This window comes from Polynucleobacter sp. AP-Latsch-80-C2 (genome assembly GCF_018882185.1).
Taxonomy (GTDB): domain Bacteria; phylum Pseudomonadota; class Gammaproteobacteria; order Burkholderiales; family Burkholderiaceae; genus Polynucleobacter.
In genome coordinates this window covers 248,981-271,917 of the sequence record NZ_JACVOY010000001.1, presented here as the reverse complement: position 1 = coordinate 271,917, position 22,937 = coordinate 248,981, and the positions used below count along the sequence as shown (strand labels likewise).

Genomic DNA, 22,937 nt, shown 5'->3' with positions numbered 1-22,937 from the left:
ATTAAGCTCTTTCATATTCGCCGGCGACTAACATGCGTCGCAATACCTTTCCCACAGGCGACTTGGGAATCTCTTTAACAAATACATACTCTCGAGGACGTTTAAAGTTGATCAAATCTGATCTGCGGCAATATTCATCTAAGGCGTCTGAATCAACATCCCCCGATGCCCTAATAAAGGCAACTACTTTTTGTCCAAGACGGTCATCCTTCAACCCAGCGACAGCCACCTCACTTACAGATGGATGCAGAGATAAAATAGACTCAATTTCAACGGGGGAAATATTTTCTCCGCCAGAAATAATCATGTCATCGACCCGACCTGTAACAAATAAGTCACCAGATTCATCAAAGTAGCCCGTATCACCCGTGAAATACCAGCCATCACGAATAGATTTTTGATCAGCATCGGGACGCTTCCAATACCCTTCGAATGCTTCATCCCCCGATAGATCGCAAATGATCTGCCCCTCTTCGTGACAAGCCGCTATTTGACTTGGCTGTGTTTGCGCAGATCCTTGATCCAACTTAACCACTCTGATGCGTGCATTGATGCCCGCTTTTCCAGCACAGCCTGGCTTTAATACGGCATTTTGATTGATGGTGTATGTGTAAATCTCACTTGAACCATAATGATTCACAAACAATTCAGGAGAAAAGGCCTCGCTTAATTTAAGCAATAAAGCATCATGCATGGGGGCACCTGCAAATCCAAGCTTCTTTACGGTCTTTACCCGATTTGAGTTGAAATTGTTTGACTGAATCATGTCGTGATAAAGCGTTGGAACCAAATAAAGATGTGTAACCGCCTCACTCTCAATTGCTTCTATCGCCTTATTCACATCCCAACGCGGTACTGCCACATAAGTTCCATTCACAATACATAGCGATAACAGCGTTCTTACACCCATCGTGTGATAAAGCGGCATCACACCCAATGTCACCTCACCCATTGCATACTGGTTTTGCGCAACGTGCGCAATGCCTGCCGCACGCTCTGCGCGCTGCTTTCTCGGAACGCCTTTCGGCTTACCTGTGGTGCCAGAGGTAAAAAGCATGACTGATATATCTTCAACATGACCGCGTGCCTCTGGCTCAGCCCCCTTCTGAATTAACTGATCAAAATAGCGATATCCATCTAAAGATACCTTCCCCATACATAGAATTACCGAAATAGATTTACTCGTTTCCGATTCCAGGTAGTTATTGAGCGATATCTCCTCAACAAAGGCCAATTTCACATCAGCATTTTGTGCGCAGTAATCAATTTCATCTGGCTTAGAGCGCCAATTCAAAGGAACGATAGCTATGCCTGCCATCTGACACGCCCAATGAATTGTTGCCGCCTCATAGCGATTTTGCAAAACAGTCAAGATCCGATCGCCACGCTTGAGACCCTGATCGTTAAAAAATTGCTGAATGGCGCCAATATGAAGCGCCCACTCCGCGTAGGTGTGACGCCTAGCCCCATCAACAATCGCCAACTTATCAGGCTCACGCTCAACAGCCTGCAAAAAAGTTCGACCTAGATCAAGCATGCTCTCCTCCATTTTGGCGTGCTCTGGCTGCGGCAACCTCTAAAACTGCCTCGACAATTCCAACATAACCAGTACAACGACATAAATTTCCTGACAAACCCTCGCGCACCTCTAACTCGCTTGGATAAGGGTTCTTTTTAAGTAGATCTTCTGCTGAAAGTAAAAATCCTGAGGTACAAAATCCACATTGCAATGCATGGTGTTTTTTAAATGCATTTTGTAAGTCAGACATTTCTCCTGACTTTGCAATGCCTTCTACCGTAGTAACCTTTGCGCCATCAGCCTGGCATGCAAACATGAGGCAAGAGCGAACGATTTGCCCATCAAGTTCAACTGTGCATGCTCCGCATACACCATGCTCGCAACCTGCATGGGTACCCGTTGATCCTAAATCATGGCGAATAAAATCCAGTAATGTCGTACGTGATTCGCAAGTCCCTTCACGCTCAACCCCATTTAAAGTTAGTTTTACCTGCTGGATCTTCATCTTATTTCACCACTTTTAAATTCCATAGCTTGTTGGCAGGCGCGCGCTCCTAATGTGCGCATCAAATGTCTACGCAACCCTGAAGTTGCGGTGGGATCCTCTCTTACCTCAGTCTCTGCAGCTAGTTCGTCGATAAACTGCTTAACCTGATCAAGCGAGATGGCAGTGCATTTGTAGATCCTTACAACATCATCAATGCCGCCAAACCCAATGGTCCAGACATCATCTTCTTTAATAACTGCAACGGCCACCACCGCAAAATCGCCGTGTCGATATCCATATTCTGCAAATCCAAATCCCGCATGAGGGCCACGAATAGGAAACTGGACAGCTTCGATGAATTCATTTGACTGACGACTGGTTTGAAGCGCTCCCAAGAAAAAATCTTTGGCCTGCACTACTCGCTTCTTTTTCTTGCTTGCTAGAGTGACTGAGCCCTCTAGTACAGCCAAGCCAAGAACCAACTCAGCACTGGGGTCTGCGTGCGCAATCGATCCACATACCGTACCCCGATTTCGAATAGGGGTATGAGCTATCCACGGAAACATCATGTTTAAAAGTGGCTGAGTCTTACGAAGCTCACTCCAATGCTCCAATTCAGACTGCCTAACGCCGGCCCCAACTTGCAGTGCGCCATCAGTAACGCCGAAATTTTTTAGATCTATGACCTTATTTATATCAATTAAATGATCAGGGCTAGCTACCCTCATTGCTAACACAGGGACCAGAGTTTGACCTCCAGCAATAACGCGGGCATCCTCACCATATTGATCCAGTAAATCCAAAATATTAGATTGGGAGTGGGCTTGGTGCATCACGAATGGTGCAGATTTCATTTAGCCACCCCCAATAAAACAAATAATTTTGTAATTAGGCTTTTAAGTAGACCCTCATGTTTTGCGCCAGCCTCTTTTGCAAGTGCTCTAAATAGTTGATCCAACACTAAGCGGATTGCGCCCTCCAATAACCTACTACCAATTGCAGCAAGCTTGCCAGACACCTGGGCTTGGTAGTCGTAGATCAGAATAGTTGTGGTGCCTTCTTTTTTAAGGCTAACTTGACCCATTCCAAGCGCCATTCCTAAGGACCCCCGCCCCTCTCCACCTAAGACGAAACTATCCGGACTTTGAACGTTAGTTAAATCAACCTGAGCAGCAAATCGTGCTTTTGCGATACCAATACGTACAACCGCAATGCAGTCATACCGAATACCGTTAGCTATAGATTTCTTATGAATGGACTCACAACCTGGTATGACATTCTTTAATCTTTCTGGATCCATCAGTACGGCAAAGATATCCTCCGGAAGGACCTCCAACTTAACCTCGCCTTGCGCTTTTAATGGATAGTCGGTATTTGTAGTCATTGACGAAACTTGACTCGAAGGTTTATCAAGCTTTAGCGCACCTTTTTCCACAAGTAACGCATGAATGCGACTGGGTGTTGCAGGCAGAACGACATTCTCGAGATCTAAAGCGTCTGCAATGGCATTAGCAATACAAACTGGGGTGCTCATACTGTTACCCTCACCTATGCCTTTAGCGCCTAAAGGCGTAAAAGGGCTGGGAGACTCTTGATGGTAAATTTTTGGAACACCGACATCACTTGCAGTAGGCAAGCGATAGTCCGCGAAAGTACCGGAGAGAAAATTACCATCACTGCTATAGACAAACTCTTCAAAAAGGGCTGCGCCTACCGCCTGTGCATACGCACCATAAATCTGACCATCCGCTAAGGCCGGGTTTAATATTCTCCCGGCATCATGCACTGTAATGTACTGATCAATCTTTGCAGAACAGGTTTCAGGATCTATTTCAATACCGCAAGCATCAAGAGCAAAACCATATGCTGCCGATGTATTAATTCGATCATCCTCATCGGGCGCCTCTAGTACATCTGCGCTCCAAAATTGCGTTTCTTGCAGCGCTAGAGTGGTATCACGCCCTAGGGCCGCTTGAATCAATCCGGGCGACCAGTGAAAGTTTCCGCAAACTCTAGAAAATGGGATGCCGCCATCCTCATCTCCAACCACGGATATATTGCCGTTTACAAAAATTAATTGATCAGGCTTAACCTTAAGTACATGAGCAGCATAATCCGCAATCCGAGCCTTTAACTTTTCAGCCGCTAAAAATACCGTCCCCGCAACTGCGCCAGCAAAACGACTTGAATAATTTCCGGCAGCAATAGACCATGGATCTTTTGCAGTGTCAAAATCAACGTTCACCTGGATCTGAGATGGTAAGACCCCAAAAACATCCGCCAATAACTGGCTAATAACTGTCTGATGACCCTGTCCGGCAGGGGCTGATGCGATATTTGCGGCAATATTTCCAGAAGGATCTACGCTGACTGTCGCTGAAGTGATGGCGCCATTTTTAGGGCCTGCTTTTGCTCTTTGCTCCTTTGTAAGAACAGTGGTGATGTAACCCATATTGGATACTGAAGGCTCAATAATCGATGCAATACCAATACCGTAGTAACGACCTTTCTTTTTCGCCTGGTCTCTACGTTCTAGTATCTTTTGAAATTCAGGTGAACCCTCAAGCGTTTTTAAGGCCTGTTGGTAATCACCCGAATCTAGCAATGCCCCTGCCGCTGCTCGATAGGGAAACTGATCTTTTTGAACATAATTTATTGCAGCTATTTCTTGATGACTTTTACCTAAAGATTTTGCAATTTTCTGAATCAAGCGCTCAAGTGCGTAATAAACCTGAGGACCACCAAAACCCCTCACTAGACCAGTAGGCGTTTTGTTAATAAGGACGACACGGTTGCGAACATTCAAATTCTGAATTTGGTAGGGGCCAGTCACACAGCCATGCATGCGGTAAAGCGTTGCAGGCTCAGGCGCTCTCAGATATGCACCGCAATCTTCAATTTGATCGTAATCTAAGGCCAGAATTTTTCCATTGCCATCCACTGCAGCGCGAAGATGCGTATGACGGGATGTAGCAGATGTAGCAGCCTGAAGGTGCTCCAAACGATCCTCTATAAATTTCACTGGAGCACCTGCTTTACGCGATGCCAAACAGCTCATGATGACGTATGGCAATACCGATTGTTTAACACCAAAACTACCACCAGAATCTGGGGCAACATGGTGACGCAATTTTGTTCCGGGGACTTTCAGCGCAGCAGCCATTACGACATGCAATGAAAATGGCCCCATAAAATTTGACGTTACTTCGTATGAGGAGTCTGCGGCTCGCCATTGCGCCACTACCCCGCCCGTTTCAATGGGTGTACAGGAGTTTCGAGGATAACGAATATCCACCTCAACGATGCGTGCTGCATTTTTAAATGCGCTCTCTGGGTCACCGTATCGATATGATCGATCCAAAACACAATTGCTACCGATGTCCTTATGCAGAACTATAGATGTATGGGCTAACGCAACATCTACATCGACCACAGCGGGTAATGGTTGAATGTTCAAAACAATCTTCTCTACGCCATCTTCTGCTGATGCCCTTGATTCAGCGATAACCACCGCTATAGGCTCGCCAACATAACGCACATAGTCATTTGCCAATACCCATTGGCGCATTGGAGTTTTAACAGCAACCACCAATGGGTTAGACCAAGCCTGCACATCATCAATCGTCAAAATTGCTCTAACACCCCTAAGCTGCAGTGCTGATTCAATATCTACAGAAATAATTTTTCCGTGGGCAATCGGAGAGCGCACAACCGCTGCATATAGGGTTCCAACGGGCAAGGGAAGATCATCTAGGTAGCGACCTCCCCCCGTCAGTAAAGCGGTATCTTCTACACGCTCACATGACTTGCCTAAATAGTTTGAACTTGTTTTCAATGCAATCTTTTCAGCTAAATTAAGAATAATTAATACTGAAAGAAGCTTAATGATGGCGCAAAAAGGATGCTTACCCCTAAGTCCGATAACTTACCTTAGAGTCCGATTATGTATATCAGGAAAACCCTAAGAGTCTAGCTTGGGAGCCTTTTCTACTTGCTGACGATAGAGGCTTGGAGTAACCCCTTGATGCTGCTTAAAGAATCTAGTGAAATGACTTTGGGCAGAAAACCCAAGCTCGTCGCCAATATGAATTAGGCTCTCACCCTTATCAGCAAGAGCATCGAATGCAAACTCCATCCTAAGAACATTCGCAAATACAACCGGTGAAAGCCCAGTGCAGCGCCTAAAGAGCTCAAAAAAGTGAGATCGCGAAAGATCAACGCTTTGAGCAACCATGGAAATATCACTAAACCCTTGAGGGGAGGTACGCATGATATGGATTGCTTTGCGTATCCTAGGATCCATAAATGCCAATGAATTACCAGAGTTACGCAAATCACCCTGGGTTAGAAGATCGGCATCATCCATAAAGCTTAATACGAGCTCAAGCAAGATCGACTCAAGGTAGTCATGGGTAATTTGATCCGCCCACCATAACTCCATTGATATCTTTTCTAATACCTGTTTTTGATGGGCGCCTAAGCTAGATAAGTTATTGATAAAGAAACGAGGATGACTGCTTGCTAAGAATTTTTTGCTAAAGGATGCTAACCACTTTGGCTCTAGGTATAACGCAAGCAGAATAGGATTTTCACCATTAACTGGCAAATGAAGATAAGAATGCTCTTCCCAGGCGTTGATGAGAACTGCATTGTCATCCGTCAATGGGCAAAGCTGTCCTCTTACCTGAAAAGCAATATCTGGTCCAGCCACCTTACATAAAATGTGGCAGTGATGGTGGGCATGGGTTACCAAGGGCGCATCCATCTCAAGGAGCGCTACCCTACCAAAATCACCATGAAGGAGTCGAATTACTTTTGACATGCGTTAAATCATCTCACATAGCGGCACTATTCATAGGCAAATTTTTTTATTGCACCGCAAAAGAAAAAGCCCTGATTTCTCAGGGCTTCCAGTAGGCAAGAGTTATCTAAACTCTATTTTTTCTTCACTGGCGGTAAATCTGTGCAATGACCGTGTGCAGCTTCTGCAGCTAGGCCAACAGACTCGCCAAGGGTTGGATGTGGATGAATGGTTTTGCCAATATCAACTGCATCTGCACCCATCTCAATTGCCAAACATACCTCTCCAATTAAATCACCCGCATGCGTACCCACAATACCGCCCCCAATAATGCGATGTGTTGTCGCATCGAAAATGAGCTTAGTGAATCCTTCATCACGTCCATTGGCGATCGCGCGCCCACTAGCAGCCCAAGGGAAGAGGCCCTTTTCATAGGCGATGCCTTGTGTTTTGCACTGCTCTTCCGTTAATCCAGCCCAAGCTACCTCTGGGTCGGTATAAGCGACTGATGGAATTTGTTTCGCATCAAAGAATGACTTCTCGCCTGCAGCAGCTTCAGCAGCTACGTGACCTTCATGCACCGCCTTATGAGCCAACATCGGCTGACCAACTAAATCACCAATCGCAAAAATATTTGGGACATTAGTGCGCATTTGTTTATCGACCGGAATGAAGCCACGCTCGTCTACTTGCACACCAGCCAAACCTGCATCAATCTTCTTACCATTTGGCGTACGGCCCACTGCAACCAAAACCAAATCATAGGTTTGCGGTTCCGCTGGAGCATTCTCACCTTCAAAGCTCACCTGAATACCATCAGGCTTTACTTCTGCCTTGGCTGCACGGGTCTTGAGCATAATTTTTTCAAAACGTCCGGCATTGAACTTCTCCCAGACCTTTTCTAAATCGCGGTCAGCGCCTGCCATCAGACCATCCATCATCTCTGCGATATCAATCCGTGAGCCTAATGTGCTGTAAACCGTGGCCATCTCCAAACCAATAATGCCGCCACCAATGACCAACATTCTTTTTGGAATACTCTTGAGCAACAAGGCGCCAGTACTATCCACAATGCGAGGGTCTTCAGGCAAAAATGGCAATTTCACTGGCTGACTACCCGCAGCAATAATCGCCTTCTGGAAACGTACCACTTCTTTTTGACCAGTTAAATCTTGGCCAGTGCCATTAGTGAGCTCGACCTCTACATGGTTTGCATCTAAAAATTTACCCAAACCACGCACCACTTTAACTTTACGTGCTTTGGCCATACCAGCCAAACCACCTGTCAATTTGGCAATGACGGATTCTTTGTAGCCGCGCAATTGATCGATCTCAATCTTAGGCGCGCCAAAAGTAATGCCGTGCTTTGCCATAGTCTTGACTTCATCCATGACAGAGGTGGTGTGCAATAGTGCCTTTGATGGAATGCAGCCCACATTGAGACAAACGCCACCTAGAGTTGGATAACGCTCTACCAAAATAGTACTCACCCCTAAATCAGCACTTCTAAAGGCTGCGCTATAACCACCAGGCCCTGCACCTAAAACCAATACCTCACACTCGTGATCCACTTTGCCGTTGTACTGTCCAGCCTTGGGTGCGGGAGCAATTGCAGCCGGTGCAGGAGCAGGTACTGGAGCACTAGCGGGAGCTGGTTTAGTCGTTTCACCACTAGCCTCAATTTCTGCAATCACAGTACCTTTGCCAACTTTGTCGCCAAGCTTCACCGCAATACTAATAATGGTTCCTGCTGCATCAGCTGGAACTTCCATGGTCGCTTTATCAGACTCTAGTACTAATAAAGGCTGCTCTTTTTCAATGACATCACCCACTTTGACCAATACCTCAATCACAGGGACATCTGAATAGTCGCCAATATCTGGAACGAGGATCGTTTGCTTAGCCATAGATCCCCCCTTACAGACTAGCGCGACGGAAGTCGGCTAAGAGCTGCGCAATATACACGTTAAAGCGTGTAGCTAAGGCACCATCAATCACGCGATGATCTGCAGAAAGTGACAATGGGCAAATGAGGCGTGGCACAAATTGCTTACCATCCCATACTGGCTTCATGGATGCCTTGCTCACGCCCATAATGGCGACTTCAGGAGCATTGACGATTGGTGAGAAATACGTACCACCGATACCGCCCAGAGATGAGATAGTAAAGCTAGCGCCCTGCATTTGATCCGGCTTTAATTTGCCGTCACGTGCAAGTGCTGCTAACTCTGAAGTTTCTTTGGCTAACTCAAAGATGCCTTTCTTGTCTGCATCTTTAATGACCGGCACGACCAAACCTGTAGGGGTGTCGGCAGCAAAACCAATATTGAAATATTTCTTCAAAATGAGATCATCACCATCCAGTGAGCTATTGAACTCAGGATATTTCTTCAAAGCCGCAACAGCCGCCTTCATTAAGAAGGCCAGCATCGTAATCTTGACGCCTTTTTTCTCATTCTCTTTATTGGTTAATACCCTGAAAGCTTCGAGATCGGTAATGTCGGCATCTTCGTGATATGTCACCGCCGGAATCATGACCCAGTTGCGACCTAAATTGGCAGCAGTCAGTTTCTTGATACGATTTAATGGTTTACGCTCAATCTCGCCAAACTTCGTGAAATCCACTTTTGGCCAAGGAATCAGATTCAGACCACCTAAGCTTCCACCGCTCGATACTGCCGCAGAGCTGCTAGCACCACCACTCATGGCCGCTTTTACAAAGGCTTGTACGTCTTCCTGTGTAATGCGCCCCTTGTGGCCTGATCCTTTGACCTGAGTAATCGTGACACCAAGTTCGCGCGTAAATTTACGCACTGACGGACTAGCATGACTAACCGCAGCATCCACTGCTGGGGGAGTGTTGCTCATTGGAGGAGGTGCAGGTGCACGCGGGATAGGCGGCTCAACTGCCGCAGGCTTAGCAGCTGCAGGTGTGGCCACTGGACTTGCTACTGGAGCTGCGCCAGTGTTTGCTTCCAGGATCACAACCACCGAACCTTCAGATAAGTTATCACCAATCTTGACTTTGACTTCTTTCACAACACCGGAGTGTGATGAAGGAACATCCATCGTGGCTTTGTCAGATTCCAGAACAACAATCGATTGTTCTTTTTCTACTTTGTCACCTGGTTTAACCAAGACTTCAATGACTGGTACATCTTTGTAGTCACCAATATCCGGCACTTTGATTTCGATTGGGGCACTCCCCGTACTTGCCGCTACAGCCGGAGCTGTAGACGCTGGTGCAGGAGCTGCCGCAGATGCAGCGCCCTCTTCCAAAGTAATTACTACTGATCCTTCAGATAAGTTATCACCAATCTTGACTTTGACTTCTTTCACAACACCGGAGTGTGATGAAGGAACATCCATCGTGGCTTTGTCAGATTCCAGAACAACAATGGATTGTTCCTTTTCGACTTTGTCACCTGGTTTAACCAAGACTTCAATGACTGGTACATCTTTGTAGTCACCAATATCCGGCACTTTGATTTCGATTATTTGACTCATATTGTTGTTCTCTTATCAAACCGTCATTGGATTTGGTTTAGTGGCATCAATCCCGTATTTCTTGATTGCTTCAGCCAACTTTTGACGATCCATCTGTCCAGCATCCACTAAAGATCTCAGGGCCGTTAGAACTACCCAGCGGTGATCGACCTCGAAGAAATCACGTAATTTTTCACGGGTATCAGAGCGACCAAAGCCGTCAGTACCCAACACTTCATAGCGACGACCCATGTGCTGAATCGCAGGACGAATTTGCTCGGCAAATAAGCGAACATAGTCGGTTGCTGCAATCACAGGACCTGAAGTATCTTTAAGACACTTCTCGACATGAGAAAGTTGGGGGGCAGCGGTTGGGTTCAAAAGATTGCTGCGATGTACTGAAGCCCAATCACGCCCCAACTCAGTAAAGCTTGGGCATCCCCACAGATCGGAAGATACACCCCAATCTTTATGCAAGATCTCAGCAGCTTCAATTACTTCACGGAAAATAGTGCCCGAACCCAGCAACTGAACGCGCAACTTCGCATTGCTGTCGCCGACTGACTTGAGTTTATACATTCCCTTAATAATGTCTTGCTCTACACCCTTAGGCATTGCAGGATGGGCATAGTTCTCATTCATCAAAGTGACATAGTAGTAAACGTCTTCCTGCACTTCCAACATACGACGCATACCATCTTGAATCACCACGGCCAATTCAAATGCAAAGGTTGGGTCATAGCTGATGCAGTTTGGAACTGCCCCACTCCATAAATGACTATGGCCATCTTCGTGTTGCAAGCCTTCGCCGTTCAAGGTTGTTCTACCCGCAGTTCCACCGAGCAAGAAGCCACGGCTACGCATATCGCCGGCAGCCCATGCTAAGTCGCCAATGCGCTGGAAACCAAACATCGAATAGAAAATATAAAACGGCAACATTGGAACGCCATGAGTGGAATACGAAGTCGCTGCCGCAATCCAATCACACATACCGCCGGCTTCGTTAATACCTTCTTGCAAAATCTGACCCGTTTTATCCTCTTTATAGAACATCAATTGATCATGATCTTCTGGGGTATAGAGTTGCCCTAATTGGTTCCAAATGCCCAATTGACGGAACATACCTTCCATACCAAAGGTACGTGACTCGTCTGGCACGATCGGAACAACACGCTTACCAATCGTCTTATCGCGCACCACAATATTGAGCATGCGCACAAAGGCCATCGTGGTTGAGATCTCGCGCCCTTCAGAGGTAGCCTCAAGTAATGGTGTGAAAGCATCGAGCGCTGGCACAGGCAAGCTCTCAGCTTTGGTGCGACGTTGCGGCAAATATCCGCCCAACTCTTGACGGCGCGCCTTCATGTACTCAAGCTCTGGACTGCCTTCGGTAAATTTAACCAAAGGCATGTCATCGAGCTCTTCATCCTTAACAGGAATCTCGAAACGATCACGGAAACGACGGACATCATCGTCATTCATCTTCTTCGCTTGGTGAGCAATATTCATTGCTTCACCGGAACCGCCCATACCGTAACCTTTAATAGTATGAGCAAGAATGACAGTTGGCTGATCTTTGTGATTTACCGCAGCATGAAAGGCGGCATACACTTTGTGAGGATCATGACCGCCACGATTGAGTTGCCAAATTTCATCATCACTCCAGTCACTGACTAGTGCTTTGAGTTCTGGTGTATTAAATACGATCTCACGTACGTAAGCACCATTCTTTGACTTCATTGTTTGGTACTGACCATCCACGATCTCTGCAAGACGCTGCATCAAGATGCCTTTTTTATCGCGTGCAAACAAGGCATCCCATTGACCGCCCCATAAGACTTTGATGACATTCCAACCAGCACCACGGAACTCGCCCTCTAACTCTTGAATAATTTTTCCGTTACCGCGTACAGGTCCATCTAAACGCTGCAAGTTGCAATTGACGACAAAAATGAGGTTATCGAGTTTTTCACGACCGGCCATACCAATAGCACCGAGTGATTCTGGCTCATCGGTCTCACCATCACCCAAGAAGGCCCAAACTTTTCTTCCTTCATGTTTGATAAAGCCACGATCTTGTAAATAGCGCATAAAGCGCGCTTGATAAATCGCCATGATCGGGCCAAGACCCATTGATACGGTTGGGAACTGCCAGAAGTCAGGCATCAACCATGGGTGCGGATAACTAGAGATACCCTTACCACCCACTTCTTGACGGAAATTATTTAGCTGATCATCGGATAAACGACCAAGCATGTATGCACGCGCGTAGACTCCAGGTGATGAATGGCCCTGAACAAAAATCAGATCTCCACCATGCTCTGGTGAAGGTGCATGCCAAAAGTGATTAAAGCCTACGTCATACAAAGTTGCAGCCGATTGGAATGAGGAAATATGTCCACCAACGTTGGTGTCCTTATTTGCACGTAGCACCATGGCCATAGCATTCCAACGTGTGTATGAACGAATACGGTGTTCAACATTTTGATCGCCTGGTAAGCGAGCTTGGTTTTCAACCGGAATCGTATTGATATACGGGGTCTCTGCATGGAATGGTTGAACAACACCATTCACACGCGCATGAGAGATTTGCTGGTCTATTAAGTAAGCAGCTCTTTCGGGGCCTTCGTTATGAATGACACCATCTAGTGCCTGCAACCACTCCTGCGTCTCGCCGGGATCCGCATCTTGTGCGCTGGTCTTACCTAAGATTTGATCTGGTACCGCTGCCATAAACTGCCTCCGTTAGATGTTTCTCTATTAGCTACTCACTCTATAGGCAATATTCTAGGAAGGTATATGGGTGTAAACAAGCAATTTTCCACATAATGATAGTATTTCTCATAATGTGGTATTTTATTGCAGCGCAAATAAAAATAGGCCCACGGCCTTGAATACCCGAATGGTCGCTCCAATAGGGCAAAATGGGTCACATTCATGAAATTTTCAGCATTCTCCATCTGGCGACTTAGTCCCATTAAATGGCTCCGAAAAATTCGGGGCTTTAGGCTGGTTTACACCCCTCTCTTAGCGATCGTGCTCTTTACGGCTGTTATGGGCGTCATTTTGGGCACTCTACAACTACAAGAAAAAAGCCAACAAGAGTCTGCACTCTTTCGCGAGCTTGCGTTCGCTAAACAACGCATTCAACTGCGCTTTGCCAACAACACAGATTCACTCATCACGATTAACCGAGAGATAGCGGCTACCACCGATCAAGAAAAGCTCAAGCAAATTGCGTATGAGCAAGCAGATGATCTTGCTATTAGCAATCATGAGATTGTGAGAATTATTTGGCTCAATGCAGATAATCAACGCCAATGGATGGTTCCACCGACCACCACAAAAACGGACTGGATGAATCAATCTGACATTGCCCCCGCTATTAATGAGGGACTCAAGACAACCATTGAATTAAGTCGCGTTACTAATAGAGCAGCTTTTAGCCAGTTCATCTCACTGAACATATCGAATGACGAGCCCTTGGCGCGAGAAAGAAAAAATGTCTTTTGGCAAGTAGTCCCCAATATTTCAGGCGGAGAGATTGTCGGATATTTGGCCGCGCTCTACACCACGCAGGGAATCTTGGATGTTATCCCTGGTGAACTCAAAAGCCAATATCGCTTCACTCTTTTAACGGATAACGAAAAGCTTTTAGCGATTTCATCGGATCGAGATACTCCGAAAAGAGCATTTAGCAATCAAACTAGCTTAGACATGGGTGTGCTTAGCCCTAACTTAACTTTGCGCATTGATACCTACCCACCTCCAACCAATCTCACATTCCGAATGCTGATTGGTGTTGTGATCGGCTTGTGTACATTTGTGATCTGGAGTTTGTGGTCTGTCTTAAAACAAATGCAAGTACGCCAAGAGGCTGAAGCAAATTTGCGGACTGAAACCAGCTTTCGTAGCGCCATGGAAAATTCCACCCCCGTTGGAATTCGGGCGCATGACATGGAAAAACGTATCACCTATGTCAACCGGGCATTTTCTGAAATGACAGGCTGGACGGCTTCAGAACTAGTAGGCCTCTCTCCACCATTTCCCTTCTGGCCAGAGAGCAGAAAAGATGAGTTGGTAGAAAAAATGAATCGCGCTCTCAGCTCTGATGGTATCAAGACTGGCATCGAAGGCGCTATCTTGCGTAAGGATGGCTCCTTAATCCAAACCCGCACTTTCATCGCGCCTTTAATCAACGAAAAAGGTCGGCAATCTGGCTGGGTCACATCCTTAATTGATATTTCTGAGCCAAAGAAAATTCGTGAAGAATTAGCCGCATCTCAAGAGCGCTTTACAACGGTTCTGGAAGGATTGGATGCTGCGGTATCAGTTGTTGCGCTCGAGACTGACGAGTTACTATTTGCAAACCGTTTCTATCGTGAAAATTTTGGCAATGATTCTAAAGGTCACTTCAATTTAATTGGCAATGAACGTAGCAATAAAAATTTGCGGGATATTGCTGAAGATTTGCAAGATTCTCCCCCAGGTATTCCAACCTCCTTTCTATATCAAGAATCTGAATCAGAAGAAATTGAGTTGGCTGATGGTAGCAATCGTTGGTATGAGGTTCGTACGCGTTTTATTCCTTGGGTTGATGGACATCTAGCACAACTTCTGATTGCAACGGAAATCACGCAACGTAAAGAAGCCGAAGATCTTGCTCGCCAACAAGAAGAGCGTATGCAATTTACTAGTCGCCTCACCACCATGGGTGAAATGGCATCATCCCTTGCGCATGAATTAAATCAACCGCTTTCTGCGATTTCAAACTATTGCATGGGCGTGGCAAAACGTCTGGATGGTCAACTCGACCCCGCCTTGAGCAAAGAAATCCTGCCTGCACTAGAAAAAGCCTCTGAACAAGCACATCGAGCTGGGACCATTATTCAGCGTATTCGTGGATTTGTGAAACGCAGTGAGCCTCAAAGAAAAGCCACCGATATTAAGGAGATCATTAACGATGCCGTTGGTCTTGTGGAAATCGAGGCACATCGACATCGCCTGAGCATTACCTCAGATATTGCCCAGGATCTGCCGGAAGTGAATTTAGATCCTGTTTTAATTCTTCAGGTTTTGGTCAATCTACTTAAAAATGGTCTGGATAGCCTGCGGGAGGCCTACCCCTTATCCTCTCGCTGGTCAGCCCCTCCCGTAAAAATTAGTGCCGACTTAGATACCAGCATCTTCCCTGCTATGCTCAGAATTCAGGTAACGGATAACGGGGTCGGCATTGAAGAATCGGTCATCGAACACATGTTTGAGCCATTTTTCAGCACAAAATCGGATGGAATGGGCATGGGACTCAATATTTGCCGCTCTATTGTGGAATCCCACCATGGCCGCCTATGGGCTAAAAACATCATGGATGGCGCACAAACCAAGCTGGTTGGCTGCACCTTTACAATACTTCTACCCCTAGAATCAACTGATTCCTTGGGTAATCTTTAACTGCAATATCAACCGCATTATCCCGCGAGACCCTATATGAACTTAAGCGCCGCCAATAAACCAAATCAAGCAGAAGTTGTTTATGTAGTTGATGATGATGAGGCGGTGCGCGACTCCCTCACCTGGCTCCTTGAGAGTAATGGTTATGTCGTTCGATGCCATGCAAGCGCTGAGCGTTTTTTACAGTCGCTACAAAGTACCGACAAATCCACTATCTCTTGCGCTATTTTGGATGTGCGTATGCCAGGGATGTCTGGTCTCGAGTTGCAAGAACGCTTAATTAGCGAGAATCTTCCAATGCCAGTGGCCTTCATTACTGGTCACGGCGATGTCTCTATGGCGGTGTCAACCATGAAACGTGGTGCGGTGGATTTCATTGAAAAGCCATTTAAAGAAAATGATCTTTGTGCACTGGTAGATCGCATGCTAAGCAAAGCGCGTGTTGACTACTCTCAAGCAAGCCAACGCAAAATTACCCAAAGCTTGCTTAGTAAATTGACAGGTCGTGAGCGTCAAGTGTTAGAGCGTATTGTTGCTGGTCGCCTGAACAAGCAAATTGCGGATGATCTAGGCATCTCCATCAAAACAGTAGAAGCCCATCGCGCAAACATCATGGAAAAACTGAACGTTAATACCGTAGCAGACTTGCTGCGCCTTGCCTTATCTGATCCTCAACCTAATTAATATTCTGTTGCCTTATGCCTGCCCAATTACTAGACGGAAATCTACTTTCTAAAAAACTCCGTACTGAAATCGCCGCTCGTGCCGCGATTGTGACGGCCAAAGGGGTAAGACCCGGTCTAGCAGTGATTGTCGTTGGTGATAATCCAGCCAGCCAAGTGTATGTGCGCAATAAAGTGAAGACCTGTGAAGATGTTGGCTTTCATTCAGTGTTAGAGCGCTACTCTGCAGAGTTGGGTGAGGAGGAACTATTGGCACGCATTGCCACACTCAATGCTGATCCTTCTATACATGGCATCTTGGTACAACTTCCGCTACCAGAACATATCGCAGCTGAACGGGTTTTAGAAGCCATCGCACCAGAAAAAGATGTGGATGGTTTTCATGTGGCTAATGCTGGAGCGCTGATGGTTGGTCAACCGTCGTTTAAGCCCTGTACTCCTTACGGCTGCATGAAGATTTTAGAAAGCATTGAATACCCCATCCGCGGCGCACGTGCAGTGATCGTAGGCGCCTCTAATATTGTGGGCAAGCCGATGGCCATGCTATTACTTCAGGCTGGTGCCACTGTCACTATCTGCAATAGTAAAACGCGTGACTTAGCGCACCACACTAAAGATGCCGATATCTTAGTAGTCGCTACCGGTAAACCCAAGATGATCTCTGGTGATATGGTCAAGAATGGCGCTGTAGTCATCGACGTGGGCATTAATCGCTTGCCCGATGGCAAGCTTTGTGGTGATGTGGACTTCGATGCTGCCAAATATGTTGCTGGCTGGATTACGCCAGTTCCTGGCGGTGTTGGCCCAATGACCATCACCATGCTACTAATGAATACCCTGGAAGCAGCTGAAAAGGCCGCTAAACCTTAAGGAATTTTCTAGTAGTTTTGGCAAAGATAAGTATCGTCCATTAAGCTAGAGGGATGACTACTTATTCCCCCTCAATTCCGCCAGCACTTCAAAGCAATCCCCTAATCTCTTTTGGACGCGGGATAGCCGCCTACTCTGATGTGAGGCCAAAGGATATTGCTCCTGCCATTGACTTCTTGCTGACGCATGCCCAAGATGCGGTTGATCTTGCCACCCAATCTGACACCACTGCCAGCTGGGATGCCTTAGTTGAGCCGCTGGAGAATGCCACTGAATTTCTTGGAAGGTCATGGGGCATCATTTCTCATCTCAATAGTGTCGCTGATACTCCAGAATTACGAGCTGCTTATGGAGAAATGCTCCCAAAAGTTACCGCCTTCTTTTCCAGTCTAGGTCAAAATCTAGCGCTCTATCAAAAGTTTAAAACGCTCAGCGCTAGCCCAGAATTTAAAGCATTGTCACCAGCCCACAAGAAAGTGATTGAAAACTCTTTGCGAGATTTTCGTTTAGGCGGTGCTGAGCTTAGCGACGCAGACAAACCACGCTTTGCCCAAATCCAAGATGAACAAGCAGTTCTGGGGAAAGCATTTTCAGATCATGTGCTTGATGCTACCGATGAATTTGTTCATGTTGTCACAGATATAAAAGAGTTGGCTGGACTTCCAGAAGATGCCATTGCTGCAGCTGCTGATACCGCACAACAGAAGAGCCTTCAGGGCTGGGCTTTTACACTGCATTTCCCTTCTTACTATCCGGTGATGCAATACTCAGAAAATCGGGCGCTTCGTCGCCTAATGTATGAGGCTTATGTGACCCGCTCTTCCGAGTTGGCGCCTCAATTTTCCAATGGTAAGTTGGCATGGGACAACACACAAAATATGATTGAGCAACTTCGCCTGCGGGATGAAGAGGCTCGCATGCTGGGCTTTGCCAATTACGCTGATTTAAGTTTGGCTGCAAAAATGGCTGGCAGCGTCAATGAAGTAGATACCTTCTTATGTACCTTTGCAGCTAAATCAAAACCCTTTGCCCAAAAAGACTGGATTGAACTACAAGAATTTGCTCAATCAGAATTACAACTGACTGATGGTCTGCAGCCTTGGGATATCCCTTTCGCTTCCGAGCACCTCAAACAGCAGCGCTATTCTTTTTCTGAAAATGAACTAAAGCAGTACTTTCCTTTGCCTAAAGTTCTTGAAGGGCTCTTTCAAGTGATCCAGACTTTATTTGGCGTCAAGATTGAAGCTGCCGATTTGCCCACATGGCATAGCGATGTACAGTCCTTCTCGGTTAAAGATCATTCCGAAATAGTCAGAGCCTATTTCTATTTAGACCCTTATGCACGACCCGGAAAACGGGGAGGCGCCTGGATGGATGACGCGCGTGGTCGCAGAGAATTACCTAATGGCGAAATTCAAGTGCCTGTTGCCTATCTAGTCTGCAACTTTGCACCCCCTGTAAAAGTAGATGGCGTCTTACGCCAACCCACTATTACGCACGATGATGTGATCACCCTCTTTCATGAAAGTGGCCATGGTCTCCATCATCTCTTAACCCAAGTGGGTGCTCTGGGTGTTTCTGGGATTAATGGGGTTGAATGGGATGCCGTAGAGCTGCCCAGTCAATTTATGGAAAATTTTTGCTGGGAATGGGAAGTATTGGAGAACATGACTGCTCATGCAGAAACAGGTAAACCATTACCCCGTGAATTATTTGAAAAGATGTTGGCTGCTAAAAACTTCCAAAACGGATTAGCCACCTTACGTCAAATTGTGATGTCATTAACAGACTGGCGCTTGCATTCTAGCTTTGATACTACCAATGCGAAGGGGCATGCTGTACTAGATGTCTCTAGAAAGATTGCAGACGAATACAACATCATCCCTCAACCGGAGATCTCACGCTGGATTAATACCTTCAGCCATATCTTTGCTGGAGGCTATGCTGCGGGTTACTACAGCTATAAGTGGGCTGAAGTCTTATCTGCTGATGCTTATTCCGCTTTTGAGGAAGCTGCAAAACTGACTGGCAGCGTGCTTGATGCTAAAACCGGCACGCGTTACCGCCAAGAGATTTTAGAAGTTGGCGGCAGTCGCCCTGCGGCAGAATCTTTCAAAGCTTTCCGTGGTCGTGAACCCAGTATTGATGCTCTGCTCCGCCACGGTGGACTTGCGTAAAAAACTCAATCGCTGTCTGACTAACGAACTGAGAATTACTTCCGAATAGTTGCTATCACAGGAGCATGATCAGATGGTTGCTCCCAGGTGCGAGGTTCTTTATCGACTATGCTGGAAGTGCATTTTTCTTGTAATGGCTTACTGAGGAGAATGTGGTCAATCCGCATGCCGGCATTTCTTCTAAACCCCATCATGCGATAGTCCCACCAGCTAAATGTTTTAGGCGCTTGCTCAAACATCCTAAAGGAATCGTGTAGACCAAGCCCTAATAATTCTTGAAATGCATTTCTTTCTGGAGGTGAAACTAGGTTCTGACCCTCCCAAGCTTTGGGATCATGCACATCCGCATCCGCGGGAGCAATATTGAAATCCCCGAGCAATGCTAACTGCGGATGTTGCTCTAGCTCTGCAGCTAACCAGGAATGTAAAGCGCTAAGCCATCCCAGTTTGTAAATAAATTTGTCGCTATCAGGTGACTGACCATTGGGAAAATAGGCTGAAACCAAACGCATTGGCTGCATGCCGCTGAAACACACCGTTGCCGCCAAGATACGCTGTTGCTCGTCAGCGTTACCCGGAATATTTCTAATGGGCTTTAAAAAAGTAGTTTCTATATCACTTGCAATTGGGGCTAAAGCTGCCTTGCGCACAATAATAGCAACGCCGTTGTATGTTTTTTGCCCAGCGGCTAAGCTGACGTAGCCAGCTTCCTCCAACTCCTGATGAGGATACTTATCATCTATTAACTTGAGCTCCTGCAGACAAAGGGCATCAATGGGTGCCTTGGCTCGCTCTTGATCTTGTAACCAACGAAGTACGTGTGGAAGGCGAACTTTTAAAGAATTCACATTCCACGCCGCAATTCGAACCAAATCAGTCATCTATTCCCAATTCCTGTAACTTGCGTGTGATGGTGTTTCGTCCAATACCCAGCCGCTGTGCAGCCTCAACACGACGTCCCCGAGTCACTTCTAAAGCGGCTTGCAATACTGCCTTTTCAAAGCGAGCACACAAGGCATCGTAAACCTCTTTGTCACCATCTTGCAGCATCTTTACCGCTAAGCGCCCCAAACCACCCTCCCAATCTCCAGGAGTTGATTTGGCAGTAATGGGGTTGACTTGAGAAGACTCACCATGCAATATTACCGGGGATGCGTTTGCTTCAGCAACAATATCTGCTGGCAAATCATTGACACCAATGACATTTGCAGGCGTCATCACAGTAAGCCAATGACATAAGTTTTCTAGTTGACGAACATTGCCTGGGAATGGCATCGTGCTCATCTCTTTGAGAACCTCATCCGATAACTTCTTAGGGTCAACACTCAAAGACTTGGCACAACTGAGCATGAAGTGTCTGGCTAACACAGGAATATCTTCACTGCGCTCCCGTAAGGCTGGCATACGCAAGCGAATCACATTCATACGATGCAATAAGTCTTCACGAAATAAACCTGATGCTACTCGTGACTCTAGGTTTTGGTGTGTTGAGGCAATGATGCGTACATTAGCCTTAATAGGATCTTGGCCACCAATGCGATAAAAGTGTCCATCTGATAAAACACGCAATAGTCTTGTTTGCAAATCAAACGGTAAATCACCAATCTCACCAAGAAATAAAGTTCCGCCATCTGCTTGTTCAAAACGACCGCGACGTAAAGTCAGTGCCCCCGGGAAGGCGCCACGCTCATGGCCAAAGAGCTCAGACTCCAGCAAATCTTTTGGCACTGCTGAAGTACTTAAAGAAACAAAAGGTCCTTTTGCACGTGGGCTATGTTTGTGCAATGCATGCGCTACTAACTCTTTACCCGTTCCTGACTCACCGGTAATCAGAACCGTTGCATGAGATTGAGCCAAACGTCCAATCGCGCGGAAGATTTCTTGCATCGCTGGGGCTTGACCAATAATCTCACTAGCATCTTGTCGCCAACCTGCTGACTCTTTAGATCCAGAATCGTTCCGAATACCCTGCTCGACTGCCCGACGAATCAATTCAATTGCCTTATCGACATCAAACGGTTTGGTCAGATACTCAAAAGCGCCACCTTGAAAAGAGGACACTGCAGAATCAAGGTCTGAGTAAGCCGTCATGATGATGACCGGCAAATTCGGATGACTTGCCTTCACGTGCTGTAAAAGATCTAAGCCGTTACCTCTAGGCATACGAATATCTGAGATCAATACTTGAGGAGTCTCTTTTTCCAAGGCATTGAGAACGTCATTCGGATTAGAGAAACTCTTGTGCGGAATATTTTCTCGCGCCAAGGCTTTTTCTAAAACCCAACGAATAGATTGGTCATCGTCGACGATCCAAATTGGTTTCATGATGCTTTCTCCTGCCTACGGTATGGAATTTGAATATGAAAATCGGTGCGTCCAGAGCGGCTATCGCATGCAATAAAACCCTGGTGCTGCTGTACAAAGGTTTGAGCAAGAGTGAGGCCTAAACCACTGCCACCCTCCCGACCGGAAACTAATGGAAAGAAAATACGCTCGCTTATCTCTTCCGGAATTCCGGGGCCGTTATCGATGACATGTAAATCCATGGCTAATTTATAGCGCTGCCGCGCAATCGTGACTGACCGAGCAATCCGTGTTTTGAGTTCAATCTGTGCAACCCCCGAGTGGATTTCCTCCGAGAGTGCCTGCGCCGCATTGTGAACAATATTAAGTACTGCCTGTATTAACTGCTCGCGATCACCTAGAACATCTGGCAAGCTAGTGTCGTAGTTGCGAATAATTCTGAGGCCTTTGGGGAACTCTGCTAAAACTAAGCTGCGGACGCGCTCTAAGGCCTCGTGCACATTAAAGGACTCCATCACATGCGCCTTGCGATGTGGTGCTAACAAGCGATCTACCAAGGTTTGCAAACGATCAGACTCTTTAATAATGACTTGCGTGTACTCACGCAAAACCTTTTCGGGAAGCTCATACTCCAAGAGTTGTGCTGCACCCCGTATTCCACCTAAGGGATTCTTAATTTCATGCGCCAAGTTACGCATCAACTGCTTATTAGCTTCCACTTGCTGCGTTACGCGTTCATCACGTTCGCTACGCAACTGCTGATCGATTGGAAACCACTCCATCATGATTAAGTCGGGGTCTTCTAAAGGAGCCACCACCACATGGGCAGGAATTGAGTCTTGATGAATACTGCCAGGCAAAGAGTGCAAGATCATTTCTTGCCGTTGAGCAGCTACATGCCCGAGCTTAACCTCTTCTATCATGCTAGTTAAGGCTTCGTTATCACCGAATAAATCATGCACAGACAGACCCTCAAGTGATTTACGTGACAGATCCAAAGCTGACTCGGCAGCTGGGTTCACATATACCAATTGTTGGTTCTCAGCCCCAAATACCACGATGGCATTGGGCATCTGATCAAGCAATGTCGGAAAAAAAGGAGCAGCCGAAGCTGCTCCCTTGAACGAATTGCGCAACAGACCTGCGCTCAAGTTCTCTC

General features: G+C 46.5%; 15 protein-coding genes. 4 read left to right on the top strand and 11 right to left on the bottom strand.

Annotation, left to right across the window (positions count from 1 at the left end; all coding sequences use genetic code 11):
• Window position 1 precedes the first annotated feature (1 nt).
• The 8 genes from ICN47_RS01330 to aceE form a co-directional block, all read right to left on the bottom strand.
• Window positions 2-1,537: an AMP-binding protein gene (locus ICN47_RS01330; protein WP_216218111.1), complete on the bottom strand. Its 1,536-nt coding sequence runs from the start codon at window positions 1,535-1,537 to the stop codon at window positions 2-4.
• Complete coding sequence (locus tag ICN47_RS01325) at window positions 1,530-2,024, bottom strand: (2Fe-2S)-binding protein (RefSeq protein WP_216218110.1); 495 nt, start codon at window positions 2,022-2,024, stop codon at window positions 1,530-1,532. Before ICN47_RS01325 ends, ICN47_RS01330 begins: the two co-directional genes overlap by 8 nt.
• On the bottom strand, window positions 2,021-2,860 hold the full coding sequence (locus ICN47_RS01320) for a xanthine dehydrogenase family protein subunit M (RefSeq protein ID WP_216218109.1): 840 nt from the start codon (window positions 2,858-2,860) through the stop codon (window positions 2,021-2,023). Before ICN47_RS01320 ends, ICN47_RS01325 begins: the two co-directional genes overlap by 4 nt.
• Entirely contained in the window at window positions 2,857-5,841 is a 2,985-nt protein-coding gene (locus ICN47_RS01315) for a molybdopterin cofactor-binding domain-containing protein (RefSeq protein WP_216218108.1), read from the bottom strand. Before ICN47_RS01315 ends, ICN47_RS01320 begins: the two co-directional genes overlap by 4 nt.
• 126 nt (window positions 5,842-5,967) lie before the next feature.
• Window positions 5,968-6,828, bottom strand: coding sequence for a helix-turn-helix transcriptional regulator (locus ICN47_RS01310; protein WP_216218107.1), 861 nt, complete (start codon window positions 6,826-6,828; stop codon window positions 5,968-5,970).
• A gap of 113 nt (window positions 6,829-6,941) precedes the next feature.
• Entirely contained in the window at window positions 6,942-8,714 is a 1,773-nt protein-coding gene (gene lpdA, locus ICN47_RS01305; protein WP_216218106.1) for a dihydrolipoyl dehydrogenase, read from the bottom strand.
• 10 nt (window positions 8,715-8,724) lie between these two features.
• Window positions 8,725-10,314, bottom strand: coding sequence for a dihydrolipoyllysine-residue acetyltransferase (gene aceF, locus ICN47_RS01300; RefSeq protein WP_216218105.1), 1,590 nt, complete (start codon window positions 10,312-10,314; stop codon window positions 8,725-8,727).
• Between the two features lie 15 nt (window positions 10,315-10,329).
• Complete coding sequence (gene aceE / locus ICN47_RS01295) at window positions 10,330-13,026, bottom strand: pyruvate dehydrogenase (acetyl-transferring), homodimeric type (protein ID WP_216218104.1); 2,697 nt, start codon at window positions 13,024-13,026, stop codon at window positions 10,330-10,332.
• 204 nt (window positions 13,027-13,230) lie between these two features.
• Here aceE and ICN47_RS01290 point away from each other — a divergent pair, with 204 nt between their 5' ends.
• Genes ICN47_RS01290 through ICN47_RS01275 form a run of 4 tightly spaced genes read left to right on the top strand, consistent with a single transcriptional unit; the run spans window position 13,231 to window position 19,474 of the window.
• Window positions 13,231-15,744: a PAS domain S-box protein gene (locus tag ICN47_RS01290; RefSeq protein WP_216218103.1), complete on the top strand. Its 2,514-nt coding sequence runs from the start codon at window positions 13,231-13,233 to the stop codon at window positions 15,742-15,744.
• Window positions 15,745-15,780: 36 nt separating this feature from the next.
• Window positions 15,781-16,428, top strand: coding sequence for a response regulator transcription factor (locus tag ICN47_RS01285; protein WP_216218102.1), 648 nt, complete (start codon window positions 15,781-15,783; stop codon window positions 16,426-16,428).
• Between the two features lie 14 nt (window positions 16,429-16,442).
• Window positions 16,443-17,297, top strand: coding sequence for a bifunctional methylenetetrahydrofolate dehydrogenase/methenyltetrahydrofolate cyclohydrolase FolD (gene folD, locus ICN47_RS01280; protein WP_216218101.1), 855 nt, complete (start codon window positions 16,443-16,445; stop codon window positions 17,295-17,297).
• A 53-nt stretch (window positions 17,298-17,350) separates the two neighbouring features.
• Window positions 17,351-19,474, top strand: coding sequence for a M3 family metallopeptidase (locus ICN47_RS01275; RefSeq protein WP_216218100.1), 2,124 nt, complete (start codon window positions 17,351-17,353; stop codon window positions 19,472-19,474).
• 35 nt (window positions 19,475-19,509) lie between these two features.
• Here ICN47_RS01275 and xth read toward each other — a convergent pair whose 3' ends face one another.
• The 3 genes from xth to glnL are packed head-to-tail and all read right to left on the bottom strand — an operon-like array spanning window position 19,510 to window position 22,917.
• Window positions 19,510-20,355 (bottom strand): exodeoxyribonuclease III, encoded by an 846-nt coding sequence (gene xth / locus ICN47_RS01270; RefSeq protein WP_216218099.1) that lies wholly within the window; start codon window positions 20,353-20,355, stop codon window positions 19,510-19,512.
• Entirely contained in the window at window positions 20,348-21,799 is a 1,452-nt protein-coding gene (ntrC, locus tag ICN47_RS01265; RefSeq protein WP_216218098.1) for a nitrogen regulation protein NR(I), read from the bottom strand. Before ntrC ends, xth begins: the two co-directional genes overlap by 8 nt.
• Window positions 21,796-22,917 carry a nitrogen regulation protein NR(II) gene (gene glnL, locus ICN47_RS01260; RefSeq protein ID WP_370626242.1) on the bottom strand — a complete coding sequence of 374 codons (1,122 nt, stop codon included), beginning with the start codon at window positions 22,915-22,917 and terminating at the stop codon, window positions 21,796-21,798. Before glnL ends, ntrC begins: the two co-directional genes overlap by 4 nt.
• Between the last annotated feature and the right edge of the window lie 20 nt (window positions 22,918-22,937).

What these genes read in the sequence shown, in the direction of transcription:
- aceF (WP_216218105.1), bottom strand. Translation starts at nt 10,314, where the DNA reads ATGAGTCAAATAATCGAAATCAAAGTGCCGGATATTGGTGACTACAAA.
- ICN47_RS01290 (WP_216218103.1), top strand. Translation starts at nt 13,231, where the DNA reads ATGAAATTTTCAGCATTCTCCATCTGGCGACTTAGTCCCATTAAATGG.
- ICN47_RS01310 (WP_216218107.1), bottom strand. Translation starts at nt 6,828, where the DNA reads ATGTCAAAAGTAATTCGACTCCTTCATGGTGATTTTGGTAGGGTAGCG.
- aceE (WP_216218104.1), bottom strand. Translation starts at nt 13,026, where the DNA reads ATGGCAGCGGTACCAGATCAAATCTTAGGTAAGACCAGCGCACAAGAT.
- folD (WP_216218101.1), top strand. Translation starts at nt 16,443, where the DNA reads ATGCCTGCCCAATTACTAGACGGAAATCTACTTTCTAAAAAACTCCGT.
- ntrC (WP_216218098.1), bottom strand. Translation starts at nt 21,799, where the DNA reads ATGAAACCAATTTGGATCGTCGACGATGACCAATCTATTCGTTGGGTT.
- xth (WP_216218099.1), bottom strand. Translation starts at nt 20,355, where the DNA reads ATGACTGATTTGGTTCGAATTGCGGCGTGGAATGTGAATTCTTTAAAA.
- ICN47_RS01320 (WP_216218109.1), bottom strand. Translation starts at nt 2,860, where the DNA reads ATGAAATCTGCACCATTCGTGATGCACCAAGCCCACTCCCAATCTAAT.
- ICN47_RS01275 (WP_216218100.1), top strand. Translation starts at nt 17,351, where the DNA reads ATGACTACTTATTCCCCCTCAATTCCGCCAGCACTTCAAAGCAATCCC.
- ICN47_RS01325 (WP_216218110.1), bottom strand. Translation starts at nt 2,024, where the DNA reads ATGAAGATCCAGCAGGTAAAACTAACTTTAAATGGGGTTGAGCGTGAA.
- ICN47_RS01330 (WP_216218111.1), bottom strand. Translation starts at nt 1,537, where the DNA reads ATGCTTGATCTAGGTCGAACTTTTTTGCAGGCTGTTGAGCGTGAGCCT.
- lpdA (WP_216218106.1), bottom strand. Translation starts at nt 8,714, where the DNA reads ATGGCTAAGCAAACGATCCTCGTTCCAGATATTGGCGACTATTCAGAT.
- ICN47_RS01285 (WP_216218102.1), top strand. Translation starts at nt 15,781, where the DNA reads ATGAACTTAAGCGCCGCCAATAAACCAAATCAAGCAGAAGTTGTTTAT.